The following is a 24,479-nucleotide window of genomic DNA, read 5'->3' as shown; positions in this document are numbered from 1 at the left end:
TAGCTTGACTAGAATAAAAGTGATTTTTTGCTAAATACTATCCATTCGTCCAATCATCATTCAAGTCACCTACATACAATTGTACGGTAACGAAACGAATTCAATCAAGAGAGGTGGATGTCTGTGTCTGAGGTTCGTGGTTTTGGCGGTGCATGTGGTGGAGGTTTTACAAGTGTTGGTGTCATTCTTGTATTGTTTATCTTGCTTGTAATTATTAGCAGATCGATATGTGGCTACTAAGTATTCGCTGACCCTCCTGTGATACGGTAATTAATACCACCCCCCCTCACCATCAATACCGTGGTCAGGGGGGATTTATTACCTCTTTGTCGGGCACAACTGACAATCACACAAATGTAAATAGCTTGTTGTTAGCTCGTAAATTTCAAACTTTTGGGTTCATATCTATGGGATTCGTTTCAATGATTCAGACTTTATTTGGAGGCAGCAGAGGTGTTACATAATGTTTGCCACACTGTAACACATTTGGTACAGTGAAGTATCAAATGTGTACGGTGTGGGGTGATACCAATACGTTACTACAAACCAATCGAGATTGCAAAAGAACTGGACATTAGTACAAGTGCTTTGCGCCATTATGAATCATGGGGTGTGATTCCCATCCCAGCTCGTGCTGCAAATGGCTATCGCCTGTATACACAGCTGCATTTGTCCTATTTTCGCTGTTTGCGCGCCATGTTTCCAGGGTTCGGGGTTGCGATGACTTGCGAGGTACTGCGTCATTTACAAGCTGCAAATTTAGATGCAGCTTTTTGGCTGGTCAACAAAGAACAAGCGAACTTGCAGCAAGAAAAAATGAACGCAGACCAGACACTTGAGCTGCTGCAGCATCTGCATCTTCCATCCGATGCGAACCATAAACTTAAACCAGAAATGACAATTGGGGAAGTCGCACAATTTACAGGCATTAGAACCTCATCTATTCGCCATTGGGAAAAAGAAGGCTTACTTATTCCCATACGGAACTCGGAAAATGGATACCGAATGTTCACGCCTATGCATGTCCGTAAAATACTGCTTATTCGTACACTGCGCAGCACCGTGTATTATTTGGAGCGTGTGAAAGAGATTATTGATGCTGTGGAGCACCACAGTATCGACCAGGCTAGAAAGGTGACTGAAGAAGCGATCAGACGAATTCATGAGCGCAATCGCCAACAACTTCGCGGCATACATCAGCTGATGGAATTATGTATGGTACTTGAGCTGCTCTAAGATGAGCCACACATTGCATTTCAAACAGCAAGTTGCATCACAATATGTGCTTAAGCAGTGTCCTCCCCACTATATCCATTAATCTCTTCAGCATAACTGTTGCTTCGCTCGTGTCGCATGTGTTTGCGGGGCAAACTTGTTACTTGTGCCTTTAACAATACCATTTCGAAGTGCCAAATCAACTTCTTTTCGAGCCCATTCGCTGATGAATGTACAAATTTCCACTTAGGGAATCGTTAATCGTCGTGGTCAAGGAAGCATCCTAGGTTGAAACACCGAAGAGTCAAATCCAACATCTTTCCACAGGGTAACGATAATCCGTTGCTTCTGACCATTGATAGCTTAATCCCTTAGTCTGGTTGCGGAACTCGGGTTGTGCTTCGGCAGCAGCCTCGCACATGCTCGGTTAATTAACTATGATGTTCCCTTTGTACATGCTGCCAGCTGGACTACGCGTATTTTGCGACGCAAACGCACTTGTGTTACTGTATCCTGCCAGCAGAAATACTGCCGGGTTATCCAAATACAGGGTATTGTGTGTCACGCTGCCTCCCACTCCCCACCCGGCTACAATCTCATGCAGTTGGAACGCATCCACGATATTACTGTTATTTGATTGGTACCCCACATTTCCTCGAATGATCGCGTTATTCCCTTTTATATCAATAAAGCTATCGGCATAATTGTCGCCGCTAATTCCTTCCCCATAGAACGTACAATTTTCGACAAGCGTACCAATTGTTCGCTCCTTAATGTCGATATGCTCCGCTGTTACGTGAGGGCCGAAGATTACATTCCGAACCGTATTGTAGTGTGTGGCTTGATTATAGCCTCCTCCTTCGGCAGAACCCACGTATACACCTTCCCCATATCCCGGTGACGTTCTGCCTGTATGATGAATACGAGAGTTCTGAATCGTACCGTAGGAGCTGCCGTCCCGAAAATGTACACCTTCATAGCCGATATTGTATACTTCAACATCACTAATGAGCGTGTAGTCCGAATGATCCAGTACGATCCCTTTCTGAGCATTGGTCATTTGTAGATCACGAATAACCCAATAGTCTCCGCGAATGCGCAGACTATACCCTGAACCTGTAGAATGCCCCGATAACACAGCGGGATGAGCAGGATCTTGACTTCGAATTGTAATGGGCTCCCCTGCTGTTCCATTCACATCAGAAGAAAAACTGCCTTTGTAAGTGCCTGGTGCAAGCACAATACTACTGCCTGGAACCACTTTTTTTAATGCACTACTCAAGCAGGATGCTGTACTGCAGGCAATCATCTTTGAATCCATTGATGCGACAGATACTGGTTTATGTAGCATAATGTTCGGTTGCACAACTTGCGCAGGTACGTGATTGACACTGCCATGTGCAAGTTCTGATGCCAACATAAAAGTCGCTATACATAAAATCACAAATCCACTACCCGCGATAGAGATTAGCTTTGATGTTGTACGTGTACCCTTTCTCAATGTCATCTCTCCTTATTAACGTTTGTTGTGCGCTGCGAACTTACATAAGAAGCGCTCTTCATCACGATACGATTAGGCCTCCAATTATATGCGCTGCATCATTTCGAATGTGATTAGCGACCTAGAAACAAATTATTTTCCCCAAGTGTTATTGTCGAATAGTAGCGTATGGTAATAGAACTTAAGATCTACCCAAACACAATACAATAAAAAAATCCCCCTTCATCTGCCCGCAAATAACGAGAACATAAAGAGGGATACATCGATAGATACACAACTCGACTTTATTTATGAATCATAGGCTTGCAGGAGTGCTCTTAATGCTTGTTTCACATTACCTTGATACAGGCCGCCATGATAGCAAATGAGATGTTCGATGTTATAATCCAGCAGTCGACGAACGGAGCGAACTGCCTCTTCTAGATCCAAGGTAAATTCAGGATTCGCAATTGCGAGCCCTCCTTCTTGAATGACAACGGCATCTCCTGAAATCAATGTCTTACTTGCTGGCAAATACAACGACATGTGTCCAGGCATATGCCCTGGCGTATGGATAATCTCAATTCCACTGCACAAGGGCAGCCTTTCCTGATGGCGGACCGTTTGATCAACAGCAGCCGGCTCGATCGACTGCAGCAATAACATCAACTGCTCTACATGGGGCTTATCTTCAGCTCTCAATTCTCCCCATGTCGATTCAACTTGTTCAAGACGCAGTGACTTACGCTGCCCCGCAATGTAAGGCGCTTCAAGTTCATGTGAAATGACAGTAAGTTGTGGATAAGCTCGCTTTAAAGCCGCGAGTGATCCCATATGGTCCATATCATGGTGCGTCAAGATCAGCTTGGTAATTGATGCAACACTAATGTGATGGCGATTGGCTGCTTCTTCTATTTTTGATAAAAAGTCAGGATATCCACAATCAACAAGGATCGTATCTGCCGCATCCTGGATCAACACCGGGGAAATAACCTGCTGCTGACCTTGATATTCAAAATCAATATTCAGTACAATGTAGTTGCTCATGCTGTAAACGTCCTTCCAGCTTGATTAACTGCTCTGCTCCATAAGTTTAAAGCAATTGCCCTGCTGATAAAAGGACGAACATAATACCGCATCAAAGTTGTACGCGTTTGTGTTCACGAATAATTCTTCGAATACTATGTTCAGATAAAAAATAGTGCTGTGCAAGCCAGGGAATCGCGGCCCCATTAGCATATGCCTGTGCGATCACATCATTACGCTCCTGCAGCAGTTGTCTTGAGCCTGTTCTTTCACCCCACCGTCTCTTGCCATCTGGTCGAATCGGTATATATAAATAACTTCCATGTACATATTGTTGTATAACGTGCAGCAACTCTTCCGGCAATACTTCCTGTGCATTGATATAATTCATTTCTTTGCTCCTATCTATATTACAAAATTCATATATAGAGAAGCAAAGAGCCCCAGCATGTTAATTGTGTGTAGGCCCCAAACAAAGATCCACTGAAACTCTTTGCTTAGAGCCATATTCGGCTGTTCTAACCAGCATGGGCAGCATACAATCAGCTCCTTTGACTGCGTTCAGTTGTAATTTACTATAAACCTTTGAATCACATAATCATAGCACAAGAGTTGAACTAAGCTGTTCTTACATGTGCATTTCGTTGCTTTTTATTAGAGACTTCGAATATCGATTCGGCGTATTCCATGTCCCGCTTCAGCCCATTAGGTGTAAAGAAATAGCTACATCGTCGAACAGTTCCCCATCAATGAGGAATAATAAGTTCCGTAGGTGCTGTATTTGGATTTAACCAATTATTCGTCAGTGTTTTAATATAGTTGATATCCTCTTCCTCAGGGATATAATACCATATATTATGCATTCGTTTGCCGTCCCCATGAAGCATATAGCTGCTTATAGATGGGGCCCCCTCTGCTTGAAACATATATTTGGCAAGTTCGATTATGGAGCGCGGTTTCATATCTGTTGTAAAATTTTTACCCATAATATCCATAAGCTCCGTAATTTTGCTTACTTGCTCCATCTCAATCGCTCGATCCATGATTGCCTTAAGGAATATTCGTTGTCGTTCAGTCCGATTCATATCGGAATCTTCTCGATAACGCACATAATTCAAAGCCTCAAGTCCACTGTATAACGGCTTATTAGCTTGAATACGGAACTTGTCATGAACAACTGCTTTATTAATGATATCTTCATAGATTGGCAGCTTTACTCCACCCATGGTATCTACAACGTCTTTGAAACCCTCAAAGTTAATCGTTGCGTAATGATGAATATCTCGATCCAGAAGCTTACTCACCGTAGCGATTGTCATCTGCGGACCGCCGATCCGATTATCTTTTACGCTTCCGAATGCATATGCATGATTAATCTTGTCCGATGAACCATGGCCAACGATTTCCGTATATGTATCTCGTGGAATGGATACAAACAGTAATTTGTTGTCCTGTGGACGGACAATCGTATAAATAATTGTATCCGCACGCCCAATCTCATCATCACGTTGGTCCACGCCCAGCAGCAATACTGAGAAGGGCTCTGTAATTTTCCTATCTACTTCCTGCCTACCTTCAATAGGCTTGTACGACTCGTTTAGTTTATTCTCGACAACACCCGACATCAAAGCATCAAATGTAAACACTGCCAGCTGCTTCCGAAAGACAAAGGCGCTGAGTACAAGCACAGTAACAAGGCCCAGCCAAATGAATCCTCTTATCCACTTTTTCTTTCTAGTTGTTGTTCGACTTGTGTTTCGTTTCGTGTTTGCATGTTGTTCGGTCTGCATCTTACCACTTCTTTCTTTCAGTCTAAGGTATTTAACGGATAGAGCAGGTTTCTATTAAATAAATGTATACCTGCATGACTCAATTAGAGGAATAAATTTGCTAATTCCTCTCCTGTCGGGCACCGCTTTATTTTATTAGGATCAGAAGTCGAAGTGGTTATGAAAAAGTAAACAGGAAGCTCAACACCTTGCCGCTTCGTTATGCACAAGGATAAAATTGTTGGCATCAGGAAACATTAACATCAAATGAGTGCATTGAATACTGTTTTGAACCTGCATCACAGTAAACCGTTAGAAAGGAGGACCTTATGAATTACTTGTACAGCCTTATGCTCCTATTCGGAGGTCTTTTTGCCATTAACTTCGTCTTTTCCTATCAAGGCAAACATATTGACGCCCATTTCTGGTCAACATTGAAGTTCCAATTGTGGATGATCCCTGTGTTTCTAATCGCTAACTTGAGTGTTGGGTATGGTGTAAAGTTCGGCCTCAAATCCACCGAGAATCTTAGTTACGTGTTAGTCGTCGCCAAATGTATGGAAATTGTGATCTCCATTATCATGGGGTACTTGTTTCTTAAAGAAATACCCAATTGGAAAACTTGGATCGGACTGGCTATTATTGTGGCAGGCATCGTACTTGTCAAGCAAAAATAGATATACTCAGGTGAAAGAAAAATAAACACTTCTCGAACTGCATACTTAATAGAGAATCATCATATTTTGTTTCATACATGCCCATAATACGGCCGACATGAACGAAGGAGGTTTACATCATGGAAGCTCCACGGCGAAATGTTGCAAATATTGCCCATATCCCTCAACCAATACGTGAGGATGGCGCCGGTTGGTTCGACAAAGGTCCCCGTGACATCATGAGAGACTGTGAGAATCCTGATATGCTTGTCCCGCCCGTAACAGATGCCGGACTTATTCCCAATTTGAGGTTTTCATACTCTGATACTCACATGCAATTAAATCATGGAGGCTGGTCCCGCGAGATTACGGTTCGTGAACTACCCATCGCTACAACGCTTGCCGGCGTTAATATGAGCCTGACCCCTGGTGGCGTTCGTGAATTACACTGGCATCAACAAGCAGAATGGTCCTACATGATTTTAGGCAGGGCGCGGATTACAGCTGTAGACCAAGATGGACGTAATTTCATCGCGGATGTCGGCCCTGGTGATTTATGGTACTTTCCTCCAGGCATTCCTCATTCCATTCAAGGCTTGGAGGAGGGATGTGAGTTTCTGCTTGTTTTCGACGATGGACATTTCTCCGACTTGAACACGTTGTCGATATCCGATTGGTTTGCCCATACACCACGGGATGTTCTATCTGGAAACTTTGGTGTTCCCATCAGCGCATTTGATACCATACCCTGTGAACAGGTTTACATCTATCAAGATTCTGTACCTGGATCGCTAGAATCGCAAAAAATTACATCTCCTTTCGGAACGGTCCCCCTATCCTTCACATACCCATTGCTCACACAGCCTCCGCTCCAATTCCCTGGAGGTAGTGTGCGGATCGTAGACTCCTCCCTATTCGGTATTTCCAAAACGGTAGCGGCCGCTCTAGTTGAGGTCGTTCCGGGTGGCATGAGAGAAATGCATTGGCATCCCAACAATGATGAATGGCAATATTATTTGACTGGACAAGGTCGAATGACCGTTTTTGCGGGAAATGGGGCCGCGAGAACATTTGATTATCGGGCCGGAGATGTAGGCTACGTTCCATTTGCCTTCGGGCACTACATCCAGAATACAGGCACTCAGTCGCTCTGGTTTCTGGAACTATTCAAAAGCGACAGATTCCAAGATGTGTCTCTTAACCAATGGATGGCCCTTACACCTCCTGAACTAGTTGCTCACAATCTGCATGTAGGTCCAGATACCATACAAGCACTGCGCAAAGAGAAATGGTCGGTAGTAAAATATCCTGGGTTTTCTTATTATCCCAAGTAACCCTACTGATAAGCACACCACAAAAAGGGACACTTGCATGCACCTTAGCAGCAAGTTGTCCCTTTCCCTTTCATTTACATCGTTTTTATATCATTAATTACAATGCTATTCCACAGCACAAATAGTATCGCTTCACTCTAAAGTTAGCCTGTTTACTTACAATGATATGGTAATGCCTTTGGCCTGCAAATTAGACACACATTCCTCCAAGTAAGCCCTATTGTGCTCCGGGTAAATCACGGTATCTGCGTGATGAGCATCAGTCGGGAGCCCGTCCCATGGGCCGCATATTTTACCGCGATAGTTCGCATCGTGCCACAACGGATCAACATGGTATCCACGCTGCTTCATTTCATCCATAATAAGCACATGATAGAGATATAATTTAAATGGACTGTACAGAAAAACATAATCCACGGTTCGATGTTTCTTGTTCCAGCCATTTCCTCGAAGTGCGGCGCATTCGCGATGCTGACCTAGCAGCTGAGCCCTTGGCAGCACTGGAATTAGCTGTTCATGCCATAGTCTCATCTAAATCCCCCTTATTCTGTCCACTGCTATCCAATGAGCCATGCTTGATTGCTCATTTTTCGAAATAATTATCAATATCTTTGTTCATATTTGTAGTTAACCTTACTATTGAAAGTTATCTTACCTTACCTGGGAGATCCTCTTTTTTACTCGTAATCTGTCGCTCCTTTACGTTGTACTCTATTATTCTATTTAATGACATTAAACTCCTCTATATGACATATAAAAAAGCCACACAGCGTGTGACTTTTCATAACTGATATGCCGCTTCCCACAATTTATTTTTGGGTCAACATACTTACAAATAGATTAAGCTGTCCCTGAATGGAGATCGGGTCTGAGAAATAGAACTGTTGATGATCCAATTCAAATACATGCTGTTCTTTAACCGGAGCAAGCCCCTTCCAAATGGAGCTTTTCATCATTTCTTGTTTCGCAGGATCGTTCTCATTAAAACTCGATACAAAAAGGTAGTCAGCCGTGACCTCAGGCAGCAGTTCTAACGATATCGCTTCCACAGTGCCGTCACCATCGATTAGTTTCTGCACTTTGTCTGGCTTTGCCATCTGCAACACATGATAGAGAGCTTGTCCCCCTCTGCCAAATCGATCACCGAGCACGCCGATGGTACCATCCATCACACCAATAATAGCAGCAGAACGTCCCTCACCAATTGCAGCCGTTACTTTTTGCCGGGCTTCAGCAGCATTTTGATTAAATTGATCGAGCCATTTCTTTCCTTCAACTTGTTTACCCAACAAGTCTGCTATAATTGTAATTTGTTCATCTACCGTTTTCAGATCTTGATACGGGATGAGCACTGTTGGTGCAATTTTAGAAAATGAATCCATATCTTCTCCTGCACTGAGCACGATTAAGTCTGGATTCAAGGCAGCAATGGTTTCCAAGTTGTGCGGATCTCCGATATCTGTTATACCGTCTACTTTGCCTGCTAAAAACGGACTGTCCGCCTCCCACTCTTTAACAGCCCCAACTGGCTTTACACCTAATGCAATCATGCTGCCAAGATGACCGCCAGCAACTATACGCTGTGGATGTGTCGGGATATTAACAGTACCATGCTTCGATGTATACTTACGTGTATCCGATTCTTTATCTCTTGCCTTATCATCGGCGCCGCCACCCGTCGTGCTGTTTCCACATGCTGTCACAAAGGCAAGCAGCAGTAAAATGGCTAACGTGGACATCCTCTTTACGTTCATGTTACACACCTCGTTTTAATAATATTGAAAATCATTATCAATGCAAGATGTATTATAACAAGCGCTGCGGAATAGCGTCCATGTAATAATCTGTCCTTATTGGGTGGATAAAACCTCACTAATGCGCTTTACGATTTGATACAGCTGAACATCTGTAGCTGCTGGATCAAAATGGTGATGCTCAAAATGAAATTCATACACTCCCTTAGCATGCTGCAGCATGTCGTTCCACACGGGATGGTTATTTGCGTTGTTGGTATTGGGATGGGAGCGTGCTGCATAATGTGGATCACGAATGACACAGATATGATCGGCTTTATATCGATACAGCTCACTAATAGATACATCAAGCCATCCCTCTCGATAAAGCACATCTCTTTGAATGGATATCGGCGGCATTAGCTGCAGCGAATCATAGAGCACATGACTGCCCCGACCAAAGGAAGGACCAAGTATTTTCACATCCCCGTATGCGAGATCTGGGTGTTCAAATGAGATAACAGCAAACGTTTCATTCCAGTTGAGATGCTGCTTTAAAAGCTCGCGACTTCTCATCACCCGCTCTTGATAGCGTTGTGCCCACATTGTTGCTTTCTGGTACTTACCAACCATATCGGCGATCTGAAAAAATTGCTCCTGCCACGCTGTCCGACGCCAATCAATAGGAATGTAAGGTGTATTCCGGTCGTATGAATCTGTTAATTCAGGGCTGTCGTAACCAATAATGATATCCGCCTTGGTCGAGCTGACGAGTTGTTGTTTATCGCTTCCCTCTTCATATAATGTACGAACAGCATGCTGCTGCAGCAATATGTCAAAGTGCTTGCTCATCCAAGGTTCAATCACGCCTGCTAAAGGCGGTGTTTCTAGTGTCAACAGCATTGACGTACAGACAGGCTCCAATGATAAGATCGTTTTCGGCCTACGGATATATATGGAAGGTGCATCACCCGTAATTTGTTTGAACTTGCGGCTTAAGTAGTGCGGGTCTTTGAACCCCACCTCTGCTGCAACATCTTGAACGCTCATCTGCGTGCCCAACAGCAGCTCTTTGGCCTTACGAACTCTTGTATTAGCTACGTATGATGAATAGGCAGCCCCGGTCTCTTCTTTAAACCGACGCGATAAATAATCGGGACTAACGCCGATAGCACCAGCAACTTCTGAACGGCTTAATGGCTTATTATAATTAAGTTCAACATAATTCATCACTTGCTTAATCCAGTCCACCGGGACAGCCGGTATGCCTCGATCGTGCGCCTGCTTACACAGAAGCAGCAGTTCGGAGAAGACCGACTGCGCTTCCAACTGCATATCAGAAGCGGTCCATAATTGATGAAGGCGATCAGCCATAATCAAGGCCTGACGCATCCCGTCCATTCGTAACCCTGAACCTTCAATCCAGCGCGGTTTGACAGAACGATATCGAACGAAATTATTCTCATCTCCGCCTCTATCTTTCACTTCTTCAAGCAAATCGAAGCGAATAAGCAGCACTTGCAAGGAATTTGATTGCCCTGCCTGAATGTCCAGCATGCCTGATGAGGGCACTAACAGGATATCAGCCACACTTAGGGTATGTTGTCGATTCCTAACGAGAACTTTACCACTCCCGGACACAACTACAAGCAAGAGAGCTCCCTGTTTGCTGCATGCAACTTCAGAAATCCGCGCAGCGCCCTCAGCATATCCAACCACATCTAGCAGACGATACAACATAAATCCCTCCTCTGCTATTTGTTGTCGTTCTGTTAGAGACTACGGCTAGACCATTTTACTTAAAGCCTGTGCTTGTGCTTCCAAACGAACTGCTGCTTCTCCAATACCAACAAATTCCGCCACAGCCAGCTGTATTTCCTCTTGACTGCTGCTTATCGCCTGCTTAGAATTTGTGGTACTTCCATTAACGCGGTGAACCTGCTCTGATATGCCATTTACGGTTGTTTGGATCGCTTTGGCAGATTCTTGAACGTGTTGGGCCAACTTGCGTACTTCAGTGGCAACCACATTAAATCCACGGCCATGCTCTCCAGCATGCGCCGCTTCAATCGCTGCATTTAAAGCAAGCAGATTCGTCTGTGTCGCAAATTGCTGGATCGTCTTAACGATGCCACGCACAGCGTTCGTTTGCTGCTCCAGATCACGAAGAAATTCTAAATTCGTTTCATGATCTACTGCTACATGGTCGATAGTCTGAACTACTTGTTGGCTGCGTCTGATACCGTCCTCTGTACGCGTCAACAAGTCAGCGGCCATTTGCTGCAATTCGTGCGTAACCTGACTAGCAATTGCTTCACGTGCAGTAATGTCCGTTGCGACTTTTAGTACAGCAACCACTTGCCCGTCCTCGTTACGGATCGGCATATACGTTGCCTCAAGCCAAATGAGCCGTCCGCCATTTGCTACACGGATAATTTTCTCCTGAAACTTAAGTCCACTCCGCAAGTTATTCCAAAGCGAATGATATTCACTGCTATTTACATATTGGGGCGTGCAAAATTGTCGGTGATGTCTGCCTGGCAGTTCATCCACCTGATAGCCCATTGCCTGAGCAAAGAGTTGATTCGCCCACAGTACATCGCCTTGTACATTAAATTCGATCATAGCCAGAGACTGCTCCAGTGCAGCAATAACAGCTTCACCCTCAAGCACTTGTGTACTTCTTTGCAGCGTTTGCCTCTCGTATAACATGAGCCACTTCCTTATTCATAAATGATATAAATGACCAGAATGAAAGGCACAATAGCCTTCAATTCTGGTCAATGTCCATACTTTCGTCTATAAACCACTTCTTAATGAGACTAAATAAGAGTATACAAGGAATAGTTAGTTCCATAAAGCAAAATATTCATGAACAAACTTCGTATTTATACACGTAATTACTAGATATTCCTTTCTCGAATGTGTCATTTATCTCTTTACAAAGTGGGCATGTTACACTTGATCATTTACAATGAAACTTATTACGCAGCTGTTGGGTTAAATCAGATCATTCCATTACTTATAACTTTTCACCTATATTACTTTTAAATTTAAACAAATAACAACACACGGGTGACAAACAAGTGAATCCTGCATTTAAGGACATACCCAATTCTTTTAATTGGATCAAAGTTGAAGAAGTCAACAAAGGCTGGTCAAAAGACAAAAAATATTACGTACATACAGACGATGACACGTCTTTACTTCTCAGAACGTCAGATATTACAATGTTTAACCGCAAAAAACAAGAATTTGAGGAGATCAGACAGTTGGAAAAGATGGGGCTAATCATGTCCCGTCCGATGGATTTTGGCGTGTGTAATGAAGGTCATTCCGTATATGGCCTGTACACATGGGTAGAAGGAGAAGATGCCCAACAGGTCATTCCCCATCTTACTGTTAATCAACAATACCATTTAGGTATTGAAGCAGGGCAATCGTTAAGAACTATGCATCAAATCCCGGCTGGAGATGGCCGGCAATCGTGGGCTGAATCATACAACGCCAAAATTGACATGTACATATCGAATTATTACGCCTGCGGTATTCCTTTAAAGGGTGCTAATCGACTGGTTGATTACATTTCACACAATAGACATTTATTAGAAAACCGCCCTCAGTCCTTTCAACATGGCGATTACCATATTGGAAATATGATTGTAACTCCGTCCGGGTCACTAGGTATTATCGATTTTAATCGAATGGGACATGGTGATCCATGGCAAGAATTTAATCGAATATCGTGGTGTGCAGGGCAAAGTCATTCATTTGCATCGGGACGTATTAACGGATATTTTCACAACCAGGTACCCGATTTATTTTTTAAATTAATGGCACTATATGTGGCAAGCAATCAGCTCTCTAGTATTCATTGGGCCATACCATTTGGACAAGAAGAAGTCAAGAATATGCTGGAACGGGCTGAGCAGGTGCTGGAATGGTATGACGGATTCAGAACATACATTCCCAATTGGTACAAGCCAGATAGCAGCACTTTATCTTGACTGGAAACTGAGAATGCAGCATGCACACATGAATAACTTTTGCTTAATTTACACGACACAAAGAGCCCATCTCAAAAAGGTGGGTTCTTTGTAGTATAAAATGGTACTCATCCCGTCCATCCTATTACATAGGAAGGTGGTGAGAAACAATGGCAAAAGATGTATTATGTGAAGTGAACAACTGTAAGTTCTGGGCACCAGGCAACAAATGCAACGCTTCTTCCATATATGTCGTTAGTAACCGTGGCAAACAGGCTAACAACTCGGAAGAAACGGACTGCAAGACGTTTGAAGCTAAAGTCTAATGGTTTATGGGGCAGCTCTCTTGATAAGAGCTGCCTTTTTACATTTCAAAAATCATTGTCACTGCTAATGATAATTATTATCATTCTCTATCCATAATATGCATCTTACATCTTTTTTTTTGAAATGGCTTCTTAACGGGTTATTTTCTTCAGATCGCCAATCAGCATAACCCCTTACTTCCTGTTTCGGCTAATCCCGCGTAATAGCAAATATGCAATAACTAGGAGCGCGATCAGCTGCGCTGCAAAGGTCTCCCAAGTTGGATATGCTCCAAGCCAACTAACAGAAGGGAGTCCCGCCTGACTATGCGCTGGGATTTGACCTGCTATTTGCAAGGAATGAATACTTTCGCCAAGGAAGCGAATGACAAGATAATAAATAAGGACAGTAGCCGCAATAAAGAATGGACGTATTGGCAGCTTTGCACTGAAATAAATAATGGCGAAACCGAGAACGACTAATACGAGCAAAGCTCCTGCAATGCCGATTACAAGCTGAAGCGGCTCAATGGATGGCGCCATTCCAATGTAGAAGATCGCGGTCTCGGCCCCTTCACGTAATATAGCTAATCCAGATACAGCAAATAAAGACCAAAGACTTCCTTTTGCGAGCGCCCCATCCACCTGCTTGCCAATATAAGCATTCCAGGATTGCATATTAGATTTGCTATGCAGCCAGTTCCCAATCGTCAGCATCATCACAACCGCAAATAGACCCGTGATTCCCTCGATCAGTTCACGTGTGCTTCCAGATGCGACCTGAGCGATTGCATACGTAAGCACAATAGCCAGCACGGCACTAACCGCTAGTCCTGTTCCTGCACCCGCCCAAATATAATTACGTGCTGTCTTGTTGTCCGTACGTTTAACGTAGGCCAATAACGCAGCCAACACTAAGATGGCTTCAAGACCTTCACGCAGCAAGATGACAGCTGCATCCCATGCGCTGTAGGAAGTTGTGCTCGCAATAGCTTCAAGAGCAGGAAGCATCTTTCCAATGACTGTTTGCGCCTGCATCACATTAGGGGGACTCGACAGCAAATACCCCTGTACTTCAGACATCTGATTCTCCGTGTCTGTATATACCGTGGCCGACGAGATAGATACCTCTCCTTCAACAGAGGGCCATATCGTAATAAAGGCTTGCACATGCTGCGAGGCAAGCTCAGCGTTTTTGGCTTGTAAAGCCTTATCTGCTTGTTGAAGCAGCACAAGCGCATCTGATAAACGATGAGTCTCTGCTGTTTTGCCTGCTGTTCCGTCCATCTTGCCTGCCCTGTAATCCTTAATAATGGCAATAAGATGAGTCAGTTCACTCTGCGCCTGCTTTTCCTTGGGCGGATCGGCTTGGAGCGCTACACGGATTAAGGTCATCTTGGTTTCAAGTTGACTGTAAACGGCAAAATTATCGTTGCGGATCGGATTCTCAATCTTCTTCCAATCATTAACGATTTTACGATAATCCGCCTGGGCTTGTTGGATCGCGCCCTGTGACAGACTCTCATGTGTTTTCTTGACCATGCCAAGTAATATCTCGGCAGTATCTTTGCCAGAAGGCTTATCTTTTTCACTCTGCGTACCGTCAACATATTCATTAACTTTGTTCGCTAATGCCGACAAACTCTCTTTTGCTTGAGCAGCATCCTTTTGCTTTACGGACTCTATTGCGGCCGCTAGGTGAACATTAATGTCACTCGCAATCGCAGTGGGCGCTTTATCTTTGATATCACTCCAAAACTGAGAAAACTGCTCCAGTTCTGTGGCCGCCGTCTCCCAGTTCTGCTGTCCGGTTTCAACAAGCGCCCCGCCAACTAAAGGCAGCAGTTGATCAACAGAGGGTACAGCTCCCTCTGCCACCATCACGCGGGTCGGTATAAAAAGCATACTCACGATTAGAACCACCGCTATCGATCGCCCAACTGCACGGGAAGTGTATGAAAGCGGCCTAAGTAGATACAATGGACACAACAATTGTTGTATCCATTGTATCCGTGAACTTTCACTAGACATATTTGTTCTGAAACGTTTTGCCATGGTTTACACTCCCAACAATTTCCCCATATGTGAGAGCGGCTCTGCTAATGCGTCCAGGTTCTGACTCAGCCTGCGCACGTCTTCTTTTGTCAGTTCCGTATAAGAGACATAACCCTCTTCTTTTTTGAAAGGCGCTAATTCATCTGTTAGAGCTTTAAATTTTGTTTCGATCTGCTTGTCAAGCTCAGCATCTTTTTTCTCTAATTGAGGTTTCAATAGCTCATAAATTTTCTGAGCGCCTTCAACGTTCGCTGCAAAATCATACAAGTCTGTGTGTGAATAACGTTCTTCCTCACCCGTTACTTTAGATGTAGATACCTCATTTAATAATTCGACGGCTCCAGTCACTAGCAGCGATGCTTCAATTTCGACCGTCTCCACTTTGGCACGAAGCAGCTTGGCGTCACTTAACAAACGATCAGCGTACTCTTGTTGTCCGTCTGTCGTCTTCTTCTCCCAGAGGGCTTGTTCGATGCGGTGGAATCCACGCCAGTCCTTTGCCTCTACGTCCCCATCGCGCGCATCGATGTTCGGATCAAGATCGCCCAACGCTTCAGCAATTGGTTCGATTCGCTCGTAATGCATCCGTGCAGGAGCATACAATGATTTAGCTTTCTCCATGTCGCCAGACTTGACAGCTGCAACAAACTCACCTGTCAGCGTAACAAAGCTATCACATTCTTCAATGACGTATTTGCGGTACTGCTCGATCGCATCCTTGAAATCTGCCTTTTCTGCAGCTGGAGCTGTAGAAGTTGTTGTCTGTTCATTTGCTTGCGCTGCCGGCTTTTTCTCGTCTGCGCCGGATTGTGAGTTACAGCCTGACATTAATAGTGTAGATGTAATTAGGACGGCCGGGATCGCTTTGCGTAAATTCATAGTAAAAACTCCTCTAAATTAATTTAGTATATCTATTGAAAACAAACGATAACAATTAGGAACAGAAACTCTCTATAATAAGCAAGCCGTTTGCACGGATGCACTAGCTTGTTCATTAAGGAGGCCAAGAGCCACCCACGAGATACGCCATGTATCTTCATGAGTGGCATCAAGCAGGCTCTGTTATTTGATTACTTCGACGATGTCGGCAGCAAATTCAGCACTTGCTCAAGCATCACGGATACTTCTGCTCTTGTTGCCATCCCTGTTGGGTTCAGCTTGCTGCCGTCTCCTTTAACAATGCCCTCAGCGAGCATTGTCAGCACAGCTGCTTTGGCATAATCTTGTACTTTGCCTGCATCTGTAAAGCGAAGCAGCGCACTTGAATCGCCATTTTTGAATGTAAAACCGGACTTCGTCAATGCTTTGTGCAGCATAACCATCAGATCTTGTCTGCTAATAGCTGCTTCTGGGTTAAACTTACCTCCTTTAAAACCTTGTACAATCCCCTCAGCCTTCAAACTGGATATAGCTTCAGCGTAGTAACTGTCTTGTGGAACGTCAATAAATGCTGTGCTTGTTTGAGCAGATACATTCAACAATTTCATGAGCAGCAGTGCAAAGTCACCGCGTTTCATCGCAGCACCTGGCGAAAATGTTTGCTCTGACGTTCCTTTAATGATACCTTTGCTGCTTAGCAATTCAATCGATTTTTGAGCCCACTTGTGCTGCTGTAGATCAATGAACGATTTTGCTTGCTCTACACTGCCATTATTATTGGAGTTAGCTCCTTTATCGCCTTGATCTGTAGATGGCGTGTTATCCTTATTTTTATCAGTCGTAGTGTCTTTGTTCGCGCTTGGACTTGTATCGCCACCGTTAATACCAGATCCTGTACCGCTCGTACTTCCTGTATCTCCACTATTCGTAGTTCCAGACCCACCTTGATCAGGAGGTGTTACCGTGCCACCAGAGTTGTTCCGATCTGGCATAACAATTGATATTGCCGGCTTTTTAGGTCCATCTGCCAGTGCAGTAAAGACTAGCGATTGTCCTTCAGCTGTTACCATATATGCATGCGCGATTTCAGCATCTAGAAGAAGCTGCGCTGCAATCTTCTGAGTAATTATAGCTGCGTCATCCTGCGCGTTGACTGCCACTGCTATCTGCTTGTCGATAGCTCCGTCTGCAACATGTACGATCAGATTGCCAGCAGTGTTAGCACCCGACTGTACTTCAAGGCTAAATTTAGCTTTCATGCCAGTCTGACCAAAACTTCCAGCAACTTTAGTTTGCATGTCATCCCACGCTAAGCCTTCTACAGCCGAGCCATTTCCATTGTCGACTACACTCAAGTATACAAACTCATCAGAACCGCTACCCGGCTTCTGTTTTATAATAATACCTGCTGGAGATTCAGAAGTCATTACTTCATAGTTTTTTCCTTTAGGATGATGTAACAAAGCCGCTTTTAACACGTTAGCTGCTTCACCTAAAACTTCCTTATTGCTCCACCCGACATACAACTTCGTATTTAACGCAAGACTCCGACCTAAATAATCTATTGTTCTTACTTCCTCGTTATCAATGTACATCTGCAGTACCATAAGAGCTGTACCCGGACCATTTATGGGCTGGCCATTTGAGCCTGTGACATCCCCTGACAGTGGCAAGAAATATTCGCCCAGCACTTCAGTTGTCAGTCGACCTGCCTTGGTTACAGCAACATCACTTAATTTAACATTTGTATCAACCACTGCTAGAGATTGTGCATCTACTTTGACGGCTGCAACCGCCTGAAACGTATTGGACTTCACTCCAGCAGGCAAATTTATGAGCGCTCCCGACACAGTGAAGGTTTGCTCCTTCTTGATGCGCTTGTCATAACTAATGCTGCTTAATTGCCATTGTACATCCGTATTGATTAGGCTGCCGTCCGTTAATTGAACAGCTACTTGCTTAGGTAAACCAAAAGCATCAACTGTTGGAGAGGAGCCGTTGTTAATTCCTGTAATTTCAATCTTCGAATGAAGCTTATCCACGTAACGCATAGCATCAATTTGAACGGTTGCTTTTAGTTGTTCTTGAGGTGCCGCAACTCCGATTGGAAGGTGAACCAACGTTCCTTTCACTTCTATAGCTTGCTGCTGCGTATTGTCAGGGTCATATGTTGAGTTTACCAAATCCCATGTGATGTCAACTTTAGCTTGATCCCCATTGGTTAACGTAATGTCTGTCTGCTTAGGCAAATAAAACGCAAGTGCTGTCTTGCTAATACCATTAGGCACATGTGCTACCTCAATTGCGCTAACCTTGGTCACTTCATTCGCCTTCGCAACTTTTACTGTCGCTTTTGCGATGATGGCATTTGGGTTTTGCAGCCCACGAACATCGCCATCAACCATCCCCGCAACTTCAAACGTTTGTGCTTCCAGCTTGTCAGGGTCATAGGAACTGCTTGCCACATCCCATTTGATCGGAACATGCATTTCTTTCTGGTCTTCTAATGTAGCTGTCACTTCCTTCGGTAACCCTAATGCATCTGCTGTTTTAGTTGTATGATACGGTACACCACTCACTTCAACTGGCTTAAAGAATGTAATGGAACGGGCAGCTTTAAAGGACACCTTCACTCTTGCCAGCAGTCCACTCTTGTTCTCTACACCAACTGGCATTCCGTAGCGATCTCCTAATCGGCCCGTAAATTCCACACTGTGAGCTGCTTTTTGGTCTGGATCATAGCTGCTTTGATCCCATGTAATAGAGATAATTTCAGTTGAATGATCATCAAGTGTCACTTCTACCTCCCTCGGTAAATCGAGGCTGTAGAAGCTAGTGCCGTTTAGGACATCATCAACATCCGGTAATGCAGCTATACTTACGACTTGCTTTGGTGCATCTATTGTAATATTAGCTGTAGCCACGATGTGATTCGGGTTCGAAATGTTCACAGGGAGCGAAGAACCCCAAGGATTCCCACGCAGCTTTCCTTCCGCCACAAAAGTACCACCCGTACCGTTTTCCGGATTATATGCATTAAATGACCATCCTACATATAATTCCGTTTCACTGCCATCGCTTAGTTGTACTTTTACTTTATCCGGCAAGGAAAATTCAAACGCTCTTGTTCGATAGGGATAAGAGGAGTCTGGAATCGCCTCCACTGAAACGATATCATAAACAGCTTGAGTCACGCTCGCTGGATTCACAGCAGGTGACGTTAGTGCTGCGCTTTGAACTGCAGCATTATTTTGCTGGATATCAATTGGTGCTGGCTGAAGTGTACTGTCTGCAGATACCCATGCTGGTAGAACTAAAGATGCAAGTAAGCTCGTAGATACGAGCACGTTAAAGATTTTCTGTTTCTGTCTCATTTGTGTGTACTCCCCTGTTATGTAATAGATATGTATACTGCAATATTGAAAATGATTCTCAATATCAATTATCCGCAGGACAAATTATTAATTAAAATTTAATAGTTGTCAATCTTTTTTTGAAAAAGGATACCGGACACCGTTGCGGACGAGGTCTGTGTGAAAGAGGATACTCCTCTCCATAGACGATCCAAGCTGAGTATGTAAGTACGTGTACCACAGAGAAGCAGACCAAAGGAACTCGTATAGAGAACAAGACTAATCACATTCATATTGCCAGACAAAATAAAGTTGATATGCATAAATAAGCAAATGAGAATACTCGGCAGCGTAAACAAACCAACGATCAACAATATCCCGACAGCGATTTGCACACAAGGGATCACATAGTTATAAAGATCTACATATGGCAAACACATCTGCTTGATAAACTGCTTGTATAGCTGCGGTACATGAGGTTTTGTTAAGGCCGTTTCTAAATAATGACGCAAAAATACGCTTGGCTGTCTAAACCAGCCTTTGTCCGTAATCTTCGTAATACCTGCCAATAACCACCCTACTCCAAAAGAAATTCGCATAAGCACAACTGCAAACGTAAAAAAGTGCTGCTTCCATACTTGTGAAAAACTCATCCAGTAATACTCCTCTTCCGTTGTAATTGAAAACGATTCTTATTATCAATAGATTCAGTTCACTTGTCAATACGCCACTAAAATAAAAAACAGAACGGTTAGTCCCTTCATAATGAAGGTTTTAACTGTTCTGATCGCTTTTAATATTGTTTAATTTATAATTATTCACTATATATACATTTTAGCTCTATAAGTTTTATAATTGAGTAATTACTTATTTTGAAGTGTGTACACCCTATACCAAACAAAATCAAAGACCACACCTACCTTTAAGGCAAGTTACACGCTATACAACTGCGTATCGGTTAACGCTGGTCCAAATTCAAATTAATAAATAGATCTAATAAATGGCGGGTATTTATTATATACATAAATTATTCATTTTATATACAAGCGATTCATCAGAAAAATAGGACCATCCATTTACTGAATGATCCTACCTTCAAATGAGACTTTAGCTGCTATAATTACTGAGCATTAAGCCTGCTTTCTGCCTTTCGGCGCAGCATTTCTCTCGATCGCGATACAGAAAAGAGCAGCAGTGCAAGCCAAATGAGTATAAAAGCAAACAATTGTGGTTGGCTGAAAGGTTCATGAAATAAGAACAAACCTAATAGCAGCATAATCGTAGGCGCAATATATTGAAGAAAACCAACTAATGTAAATGATATTCGCCGTGCCCCGGCTGCAAATAACAACAATGGAATCGCAGTTACGATACCTGTTCCCATGAGAAGTAAAATGGTTGACATATCCTGATCCCACATAGAGACCCCGCTGTGATCAAAAAAGAGTAGGAAAATAAGGGCAAAAGGTGCAATGATCAGCGTCTCTATCGTTAACCCCGCCCATGCTCCTACCCCTACTTTTTTCTTAATCAGACCATAAAAGGAGAAGGTTGCAGCTAATGTTAAGGCTGCCCACGGGAATCTTCCGTAATAAACCGTGAGACAAAGCACACCAACGCCCGCAATAACGACAGAAGCCCATTCTATTTTGTTTAAACGTTCCTTCAAGAAAAAGGTAGCTAGAAATACGTTCAGCAAAGGGTTGATATAATAGCCCATACTAGCTTCAAGGACATGGTCACTTTTAACAGCAAAAATAAATACAAGCCAATTCACACTAATGAGCATTGCGGCCAATATCATACTAGTAGCTTGTCTTTTATCGGTAAACACAGCTTTAATCTCTGCCGTTACTCCTTTTAATTTGCCTGCCGCAAGCAGAACAACAACCATAAAGACTAACGACCAAACGATGCGGTGAGCCAACACCTCTTCGGCAGGGACCGAACCGATTGATTTCCAATAGATTGGTAATACTCCCCACATCAGATACGATAATCCGGTTGCAAGCACCCCCATCGAATACGGGCTCTGCTTCATGTTCATGATGATCCTCCACTCCAACTATCGATATAATATGTAAATGATGACTCTACTATATCAAAATTTATATAGCTTGGGGGAATCATTTTATGTGCCTTCATATCGATGCCTAAATCTGCAGCATCTTATGCGTTGGACCAATTTGACTTTTCTTATACCATTGAAAACATTGGATCATTATGGTTAGCCATAAGCCGCTTGCCAGCAAGGCACCTATAATGTCGCTAGGAAAATGCGCGCCTAGATACACACGGCTAATACCAATCATGGCAACTAGCAAGCAGTTGAATATAACAAGCGAAATACGGCCTGCTCGTGAAGTCAAGTGCCCCCACAACAGAAACGTGATCGCACCATACAGCGCAAGCGCCCCCATCGTATGACCGCTCGGAAAACTGTAACCCTTCTCCTCTACCAAAAGATGAATGATCGGACGTTCCCGTTGAATCAAATACTTTAATATTTGATTCCATATTGCGGCACCACCTAATACACTAAATAAGAACAAAACCTCAATCCGAAGTCCTAACCCAAAGTACAACAAGCCTCCTGCAATTAGCCCCAGCAGCACCGCTAGTTTAACCGAACCTATTGCAGTAACCACTTTCATTACTCCGGTCAGACCAGTAGACTCAAAACTTTGCACAAATGCTGCCATATTCAGATCGTATTCGTGAACAGCTCTACAATTAATTCCGATTGAGAGTGCCCCTAGAGCTGTGAAGAGTAACACACTTAATAAAATCAAGAAACGGTTCGAAATGTAATAACGTTGAATAGATTTCACTTGCTGTCCTTCTTTCATTTCGTAGTATTGGTGACAGCAGCCTCAACCCTCACTGGGATGTCTAATAGGAATTCGTCCTTATGAAGGTGAACACTTAAGACGAATCCCATGGCCACCATATTTGTAAGTAATGCACTTCCCCCATAACTAATAAAGGGCAGTGAGATTCCAGTTAGCGGCATTAAGCCAATATGCATACCAATGTTTACAATAATTTGGAATACCAGTATACCCAAAATACCGAGAACAAGGTACGCTCCGCCAATATCCCTGCATTGCTTCACAATAAGCACCATTCGATAAATTAACATGAAATAACACAATAGCAGGATAGACGATCCCAAAAATCCATAATGCTCCCCGATAACAACAAAAATAGAATCCGAATATGCATAAGGAATAAAGCCACGGCGCAAGTAAAACCCCATATTGCCGCTCAGTCCACCAGAACCGATCGCATTCATCGCGTTATTTACATGCCATGCCTTGTCGGCATCACTAGTTGGGTCTAGAAACGTCTGAATCCTCGATAATTGATGGGGCTGCACAATTTTCGCTAACAGTTCTTGATCGGTATAATACAACCAGCATATCAAGCCAATTGAAATTGTGATCACACCCATGCAGAGCAGCATATACATAGCACGTATATTGCCAATCCATAACATGCTAAGCAATACGCCAACAAAGACAAGCGCCGTCCCCAAATCTGGCTGCTTCAAAATCAAGAGCAGAGGGATAAGAAATACGATGCAGATTGGTAATAAGTCTTGTAAAGGACGAAGACTTTCGCCAGCACGCTTACTTAATAAATAGGCTGCAAGCATAACCGTTGCCAATTTCATCATTTCTGAAGGTTGAAGTTGAAAACCTCCAATACTTAGCCAACGAATTGCTCCATTAATATTTTCACCAGTAAACATTACAACAACGAGCAAGCCAATTCCTACCCCATACAGCACATAAGACAGCTTGGATATAAGGATTCGATAATCCACAAGCCCGATACACAGCATCGGAATGCAAGACAGGGCAACCAATACAATGTTGTTTACATGTAAACCATGTAAAGCCGTATTGGCAGTTGCTTCATAGATAGCGATAGTGCCGATCACATGAAGACAGAGCAGCGTTGCCAGCATCCATTTGTCCATATTCCAGAGCTTATTAAGCATGATTATCAGCAGCCTTTGTCCGGGTATATCCCAAAATGCTCATCAAAAAAGCTCCCCTCTCAGAGAGCTTACAATGATCATCTGTGTATCGAAACAGATTACTCTCCTTGGTCCAAGTCAGACGGCCCACGGTATCCCTTTTGCTTCCATAGTTTAATGTCATTGTCCCTCCATACGTAGATATCAAGTCCTTTTTCTTCCCTGCCCAGGCTCCAACCCAGCATAATGTCGGACGTTCCGTCCTGATCCGCATCTCTAATAGCTGCGTAATCCAAGCCGTACCCCGATCCCGCTGTGTCCCAGATGATACGCCACTTATTTCCGTGCTGCTTAAACAAGGCTGCCTTAATCAGCTTCTCGTTACGGGTGCTCTCTTCATACACCACAACAGCTTCATCAACGCCGTCTCCATCCACATCTCCGTACGAAATACCACTGCTTCCTGTCCCGTGAGCAGAGTTCACCACCTTGGAGCCCTCAGGTAATAATTCTCGAAAGCTTGCATGAGGGAATATTACATTTCCTGAAGGTGGATTAATTAGGTCCTCTGGGGCAGCAGGCATTCCACAGCCGCTTAACCAGCATAATGATGCTATCGACATACCTGCCAAGATTCGTCTTCCTGTCATTTGGATATTGACCTCGCTTGTCAACGTTCTAATGTTATTGTATACAGACATCT

23 protein-coding genes are annotated in these 24,479 nt (G+C 43.6%); 6 read left to right on the top strand and 17 right to left on the bottom strand.

Annotation, left to right across the window (positions count from 1 at the left end; genetic code table 11):
- Positions 1–117: 117 nt before the first annotated feature.
- Both QP775_RS03230 and QP775_RS03225 read left to right on the top strand, forming a co-directional pair.
- Positions 118–240, top strand: coding sequence for a sporulation protein YjcZ (locus QP775_RS03230; RefSeq protein WP_481857230.1), 123 nt, complete (start codon positions 118–120; stop codon positions 238–240).
- 291 nt (positions 241–531) lie between these two features.
- Positions 532–1,236 carry a TioE family transcriptional regulator gene (locus QP775_RS03225; protein WP_285105673.1) on the top strand — a complete coding sequence of 235 codons (705 nt, stop codon included), beginning with the start codon at positions 532–534 and terminating at the stop codon, positions 1,234–1,236.
- An 87-nt stretch (positions 1,237–1,323) separates the two neighbouring features.
- On the opposite strand, the gene QP775_RS25705 is transcribed toward QP775_RS03225, so the two are convergent.
- The 5 genes from QP775_RS25705 to QP775_RS03205 form a co-directional block, all read right to left on the bottom strand.
- A complete protein-coding gene (locus QP775_RS25705) occupies positions 1,324–1,461 on the bottom strand; it encodes an S-layer homology domain-containing protein (RefSeq protein WP_350338954.1) in 138 nt (45 codons plus the stop codon).
- A gap of 181 nt (positions 1,462–1,642) precedes the next feature.
- Positions 1,643–2,716 carry a right-handed parallel beta-helix repeat-containing protein gene (locus tag QP775_RS03220; protein WP_285103547.1) on the bottom strand — a complete coding sequence of 358 codons (1,074 nt, stop codon included), beginning with the start codon at positions 2,714–2,716 and terminating at the stop codon, positions 1,643–1,645.
- Positions 2,717–3,004: 288 nt separating this feature from the next.
- Positions 3,005–3,742, bottom strand: coding sequence for an MBL fold metallo-hydrolase (locus QP775_RS03215; RefSeq protein ID WP_285103545.1), 738 nt, complete (start codon positions 3,740–3,742; stop codon positions 3,005–3,007).
- Positions 3,743–3,833: 91 nt separating this feature from the next.
- Entirely contained in the window at positions 3,834–4,112 is a 279-nt protein-coding gene (locus QP775_RS03210) for a CD3324 family protein (RefSeq protein WP_239327673.1), read from the bottom strand.
- Positions 4,113–4,467: 355 nt separating this feature from the next.
- Positions 4,468–5,511, bottom strand: a complete 1,044-nt coding sequence (locus QP775_RS03205; RefSeq protein ID WP_285103542.1) for an LCP family protein — start codon at positions 5,509–5,511, stop codon at positions 4,468–4,470.
- A 308-nt stretch (positions 5,512–5,819) separates the two neighbouring features.
- Between QP775_RS03205 and QP775_RS03200 the strand changes: the two genes are divergently transcribed.
- Positions 5,820–6,167, top strand: a complete 348-nt coding sequence (locus tag QP775_RS03200; RefSeq protein WP_285103540.1) for an EamA family transporter — start codon at positions 5,820–5,822, stop codon at positions 6,165–6,167.
- 119 nt (positions 6,168–6,286) lie between these two features.
- Positions 6,287–7,480, top strand: coding sequence for an oxalate decarboxylase family bicupin (locus QP775_RS03195; RefSeq protein ID WP_285103538.1), 1,194 nt, complete (start codon positions 6,287–6,289; stop codon positions 7,478–7,480).
- Between the two features lie 156 nt (positions 7,481–7,636).
- Here QP775_RS03195 and QP775_RS03190 read toward each other — a convergent pair whose 3' ends face one another.
- The 4 genes from QP775_RS03190 to QP775_RS03175 all read right to left on the bottom strand — a co-directional run bounded on the left by QP775_RS03190 (position 7,637) and on the right by QP775_RS03175 (position 11,925).
- On the bottom strand, positions 7,637–8,011 hold the full coding sequence (locus QP775_RS03190; protein ID WP_285103536.1) for a TIGR02328 family protein: 375 nt from the start codon (positions 8,009–8,011) through the stop codon (positions 7,637–7,639).
- 278 nt (positions 8,012–8,289) lie between these two features.
- A complete protein-coding gene (locus tag QP775_RS03185; RefSeq protein ID WP_285103534.1) occupies positions 8,290–9,234 on the bottom strand; it encodes an ABC transporter substrate-binding protein in 945 nt (314 codons plus the stop codon).
- A 96-nt stretch (positions 9,235–9,330) separates the two neighbouring features.
- On the bottom strand, positions 9,331–10,950 hold the full coding sequence (locus tag QP775_RS03180) for a helix-turn-helix domain-containing protein (RefSeq protein WP_285103532.1): 1,620 nt from the start codon (positions 10,948–10,950) through the stop codon (positions 9,331–9,333).
- Positions 10,951–10,998: 48 nt separating this feature from the next.
- Positions 10,999–11,925, bottom strand: a complete 927-nt coding sequence (locus QP775_RS03175) for a methyl-accepting chemotaxis protein (RefSeq protein ID WP_239327666.1) — start codon at positions 11,923–11,925, stop codon at positions 10,999–11,001.
- A 374-nt stretch (positions 11,926–12,299) separates the two neighbouring features.
- Here QP775_RS03175 and QP775_RS03170 point away from each other — a divergent pair, with 374 nt between their 5' ends.
- Both QP775_RS03170 and QP775_RS03165 read left to right on the top strand, forming a co-directional pair.
- Positions 12,300–13,220, top strand: a complete 921-nt coding sequence (locus tag QP775_RS03170) for an aminoglycoside phosphotransferase family protein (RefSeq protein WP_285103530.1) — start codon at positions 12,300–12,302, stop codon at positions 13,218–13,220.
- Positions 13,221–13,369: 149 nt separating this feature from the next.
- Positions 13,370–13,525 carry a DUF1540 domain-containing protein gene (locus QP775_RS03165; protein ID WP_239327664.1) on the top strand — a complete coding sequence of 52 codons (156 nt, stop codon included), beginning with the start codon at positions 13,370–13,372 and terminating at the stop codon, positions 13,523–13,525.
- Positions 13,526–13,699: 174 nt separating this feature from the next.
- On the opposite strand, the gene QP775_RS03160 is transcribed toward QP775_RS03165, so the two are convergent.
- The 8 genes from QP775_RS03160 to QP775_RS03125 form a co-directional block, all read right to left on the bottom strand.
- A complete protein-coding gene (locus QP775_RS03160) occupies positions 13,700–15,409 on the bottom strand; it encodes an FTR1 family protein (protein ID WP_285105672.1) in 1,710 nt (569 codons plus the stop codon).
- Between the two features lie 153 nt (positions 15,410–15,562).
- Positions 15,563–16,438 carry an iron uptake system protein EfeO gene (gene efeO, locus QP775_RS03155; protein ID WP_239327662.1) on the bottom strand — a complete coding sequence of 292 codons (876 nt, stop codon included), beginning with the start codon at positions 16,436–16,438 and terminating at the stop codon, positions 15,563–15,565.
- A 191-nt stretch (positions 16,439–16,629) separates the two neighbouring features.
- The gene (locus QP775_RS03150) at positions 16,630–19,812 is read right to left on the bottom strand and encodes an Ig-like domain-containing protein (protein WP_285103526.1); all 3,183 of its coding nucleotides are present in this window, start codon (positions 19,810–19,812) and stop codon (positions 16,630–16,632) included.
- Between the two features lie 98 nt (positions 19,813–19,910).
- Entirely contained in the window at positions 19,911–20,444 is a 534-nt protein-coding gene (locus QP775_RS03145; RefSeq protein ID WP_239327660.1) for a DoxX family membrane protein, read from the bottom strand.
- 467 nt (positions 20,445–20,911) lie between these two features.
- On the bottom strand, positions 20,912–21,838 hold the full coding sequence (gene rarD, locus QP775_RS03140; RefSeq protein ID WP_239327659.1) for an EamA family transporter RarD: 927 nt from the start codon (positions 21,836–21,838) through the stop codon (positions 20,912–20,914).
- Positions 21,839–21,944: 106 nt separating this feature from the next.
- Positions 21,945–22,640, bottom strand: coding sequence for a phosphatase PAP2 family protein (locus QP775_RS03135; protein WP_285103522.1), 696 nt, complete (start codon positions 22,638–22,640; stop codon positions 21,945–21,947).
- Positions 22,637–23,776, bottom strand: coding sequence for an FtsW/RodA/SpoVE family cell cycle protein (locus QP775_RS03130; protein ID WP_285103520.1), 1,140 nt, complete (start codon positions 23,774–23,776; stop codon positions 22,637–22,639). The genes QP775_RS03135 and QP775_RS03130 overlap by 4 nt, the downstream gene beginning before the upstream one ends.
- 119 nt (positions 23,777–23,895) lie before the next feature.
- Complete coding sequence (locus QP775_RS03125; protein ID WP_285103518.1) at positions 23,896–24,477, bottom strand: hypothetical protein; 582 nt, start codon at positions 24,475–24,477, stop codon at positions 23,896–23,898.
- Between the last annotated feature and the right edge of the window lie 2 nt (positions 24,478–24,479).

The sequence above is a fragment of the Paenibacillus sp. UMB4589-SE434 genome (genome assembly GCF_030226685.1).
Lineage (GTDB): Bacteria > Bacillota > Bacilli > Paenibacillales > Paenibacillaceae > Paenibacillus_B.
Note: the sequence above shows the minus strand (reverse complement) of the source record. Positions and strands in the feature narration are given on the sequence as shown.

Bases quoted from the DNA above. Each gene is read 5' to 3' on its own strand.
- QP775_RS03230 (WP_481857230.1), top strand. From the start codon at position 118: ATGTCTGTGTCTGAGGTTCGTGGTTTTGGCGGTGCATGTGGTGGAGGT.
- QP775_RS03215 (WP_285103545.1), bottom strand. From the start codon at position 3,742: ATGAGCAACTACATTGTACTGAATATTGATTTTGAATATCAAGGTCAG.
- QP775_RS03210 (WP_239327673.1), bottom strand. From the start codon at position 4,112: ATGAATTATATCAATGCACAGGAAGTATTGCCGGAAGAGTTGCTGCAC.
- QP775_RS03205 (WP_285103542.1), bottom strand. From the start codon at position 5,511: ATGCAGACCGAACAACATGCAAACACGAAACGAAACACAAGTCGAACA.
- QP775_RS03200 (WP_285103540.1), top strand. From the start codon at position 5,820: ATGAATTACTTGTACAGCCTTATGCTCCTATTCGGAGGTCTTTTTGCC.
- QP775_RS03195 (WP_285103538.1), top strand. From the start codon at position 6,287: ATGGAAGCTCCACGGCGAAATGTTGCAAATATTGCCCATATCCCTCAA.
- QP775_RS03190 (WP_285103536.1), bottom strand. From the start codon at position 8,011: ATGAGACTATGGCATGAACAGCTAATTCCAGTGCTGCCAAGGGCTCAG.
- QP775_RS03185 (WP_285103534.1), bottom strand. From the start codon at position 9,234: ATGAACGTAAAGAGGATGTCCACGTTAGCCATTTTACTGCTGCTTGCC.
- QP775_RS03175 (WP_239327666.1), bottom strand. From the start codon at position 11,925: ATGTTATACGAGAGGCAAACGCTGCAAAGAAGTACACAAGTGCTTGAG.
- QP775_RS03165 (WP_239327664.1), top strand. From the start codon at position 13,370: ATGGCAAAAGATGTATTATGTGAAGTGAACAACTGTAAGTTCTGGGCA.
- QP775_RS03160 (WP_285105672.1), bottom strand. From the start codon at position 15,409: ATGCTTTTTATACCGACCCGCGTGATGGTGGCAGAGGGAGCTGTACCC.
- efeO (WP_239327662.1), bottom strand. From the start codon at position 16,438: ATGAATTTACGCAAAGCGATCCCGGCCGTCCTAATTACATCTACACTA.
- QP775_RS03150 (WP_285103526.1), bottom strand. From the start codon at position 19,812: ATGAGACAGAAACAGAAAATCTTTAACGTGCTCGTATCTACGAGCTTA.
- QP775_RS03145 (WP_239327660.1), bottom strand. From the start codon at position 20,444: ATGAGTTTTTCACAAGTATGGAAGCAGCACTTTTTTACGTTTGCAGTT.
- rarD (WP_239327659.1), bottom strand. From the start codon at position 21,838: ATGAACATGAAGCAGAGCCCGTATTCGATGGGGGTGCTTGCAACCGGA.
- QP775_RS03135 (WP_285103522.1), bottom strand. From the start codon at position 22,640: ATGAAAGAAGGACAGCAAGTGAAATCTATTCAACGTTATTACATTTCG.
- QP775_RS03130 (WP_285103520.1), bottom strand. From the start codon at position 23,776: ATGGACAAATGGATGCTGGCAACGCTGCTCTGTCTTCATGTGATCGGC.
- QP775_RS03125 (WP_285103518.1), bottom strand. From the start codon at position 24,477: ATGTCTGTATACAATAACATTAGAACGTTGACAAGCGAGGTCAATATC.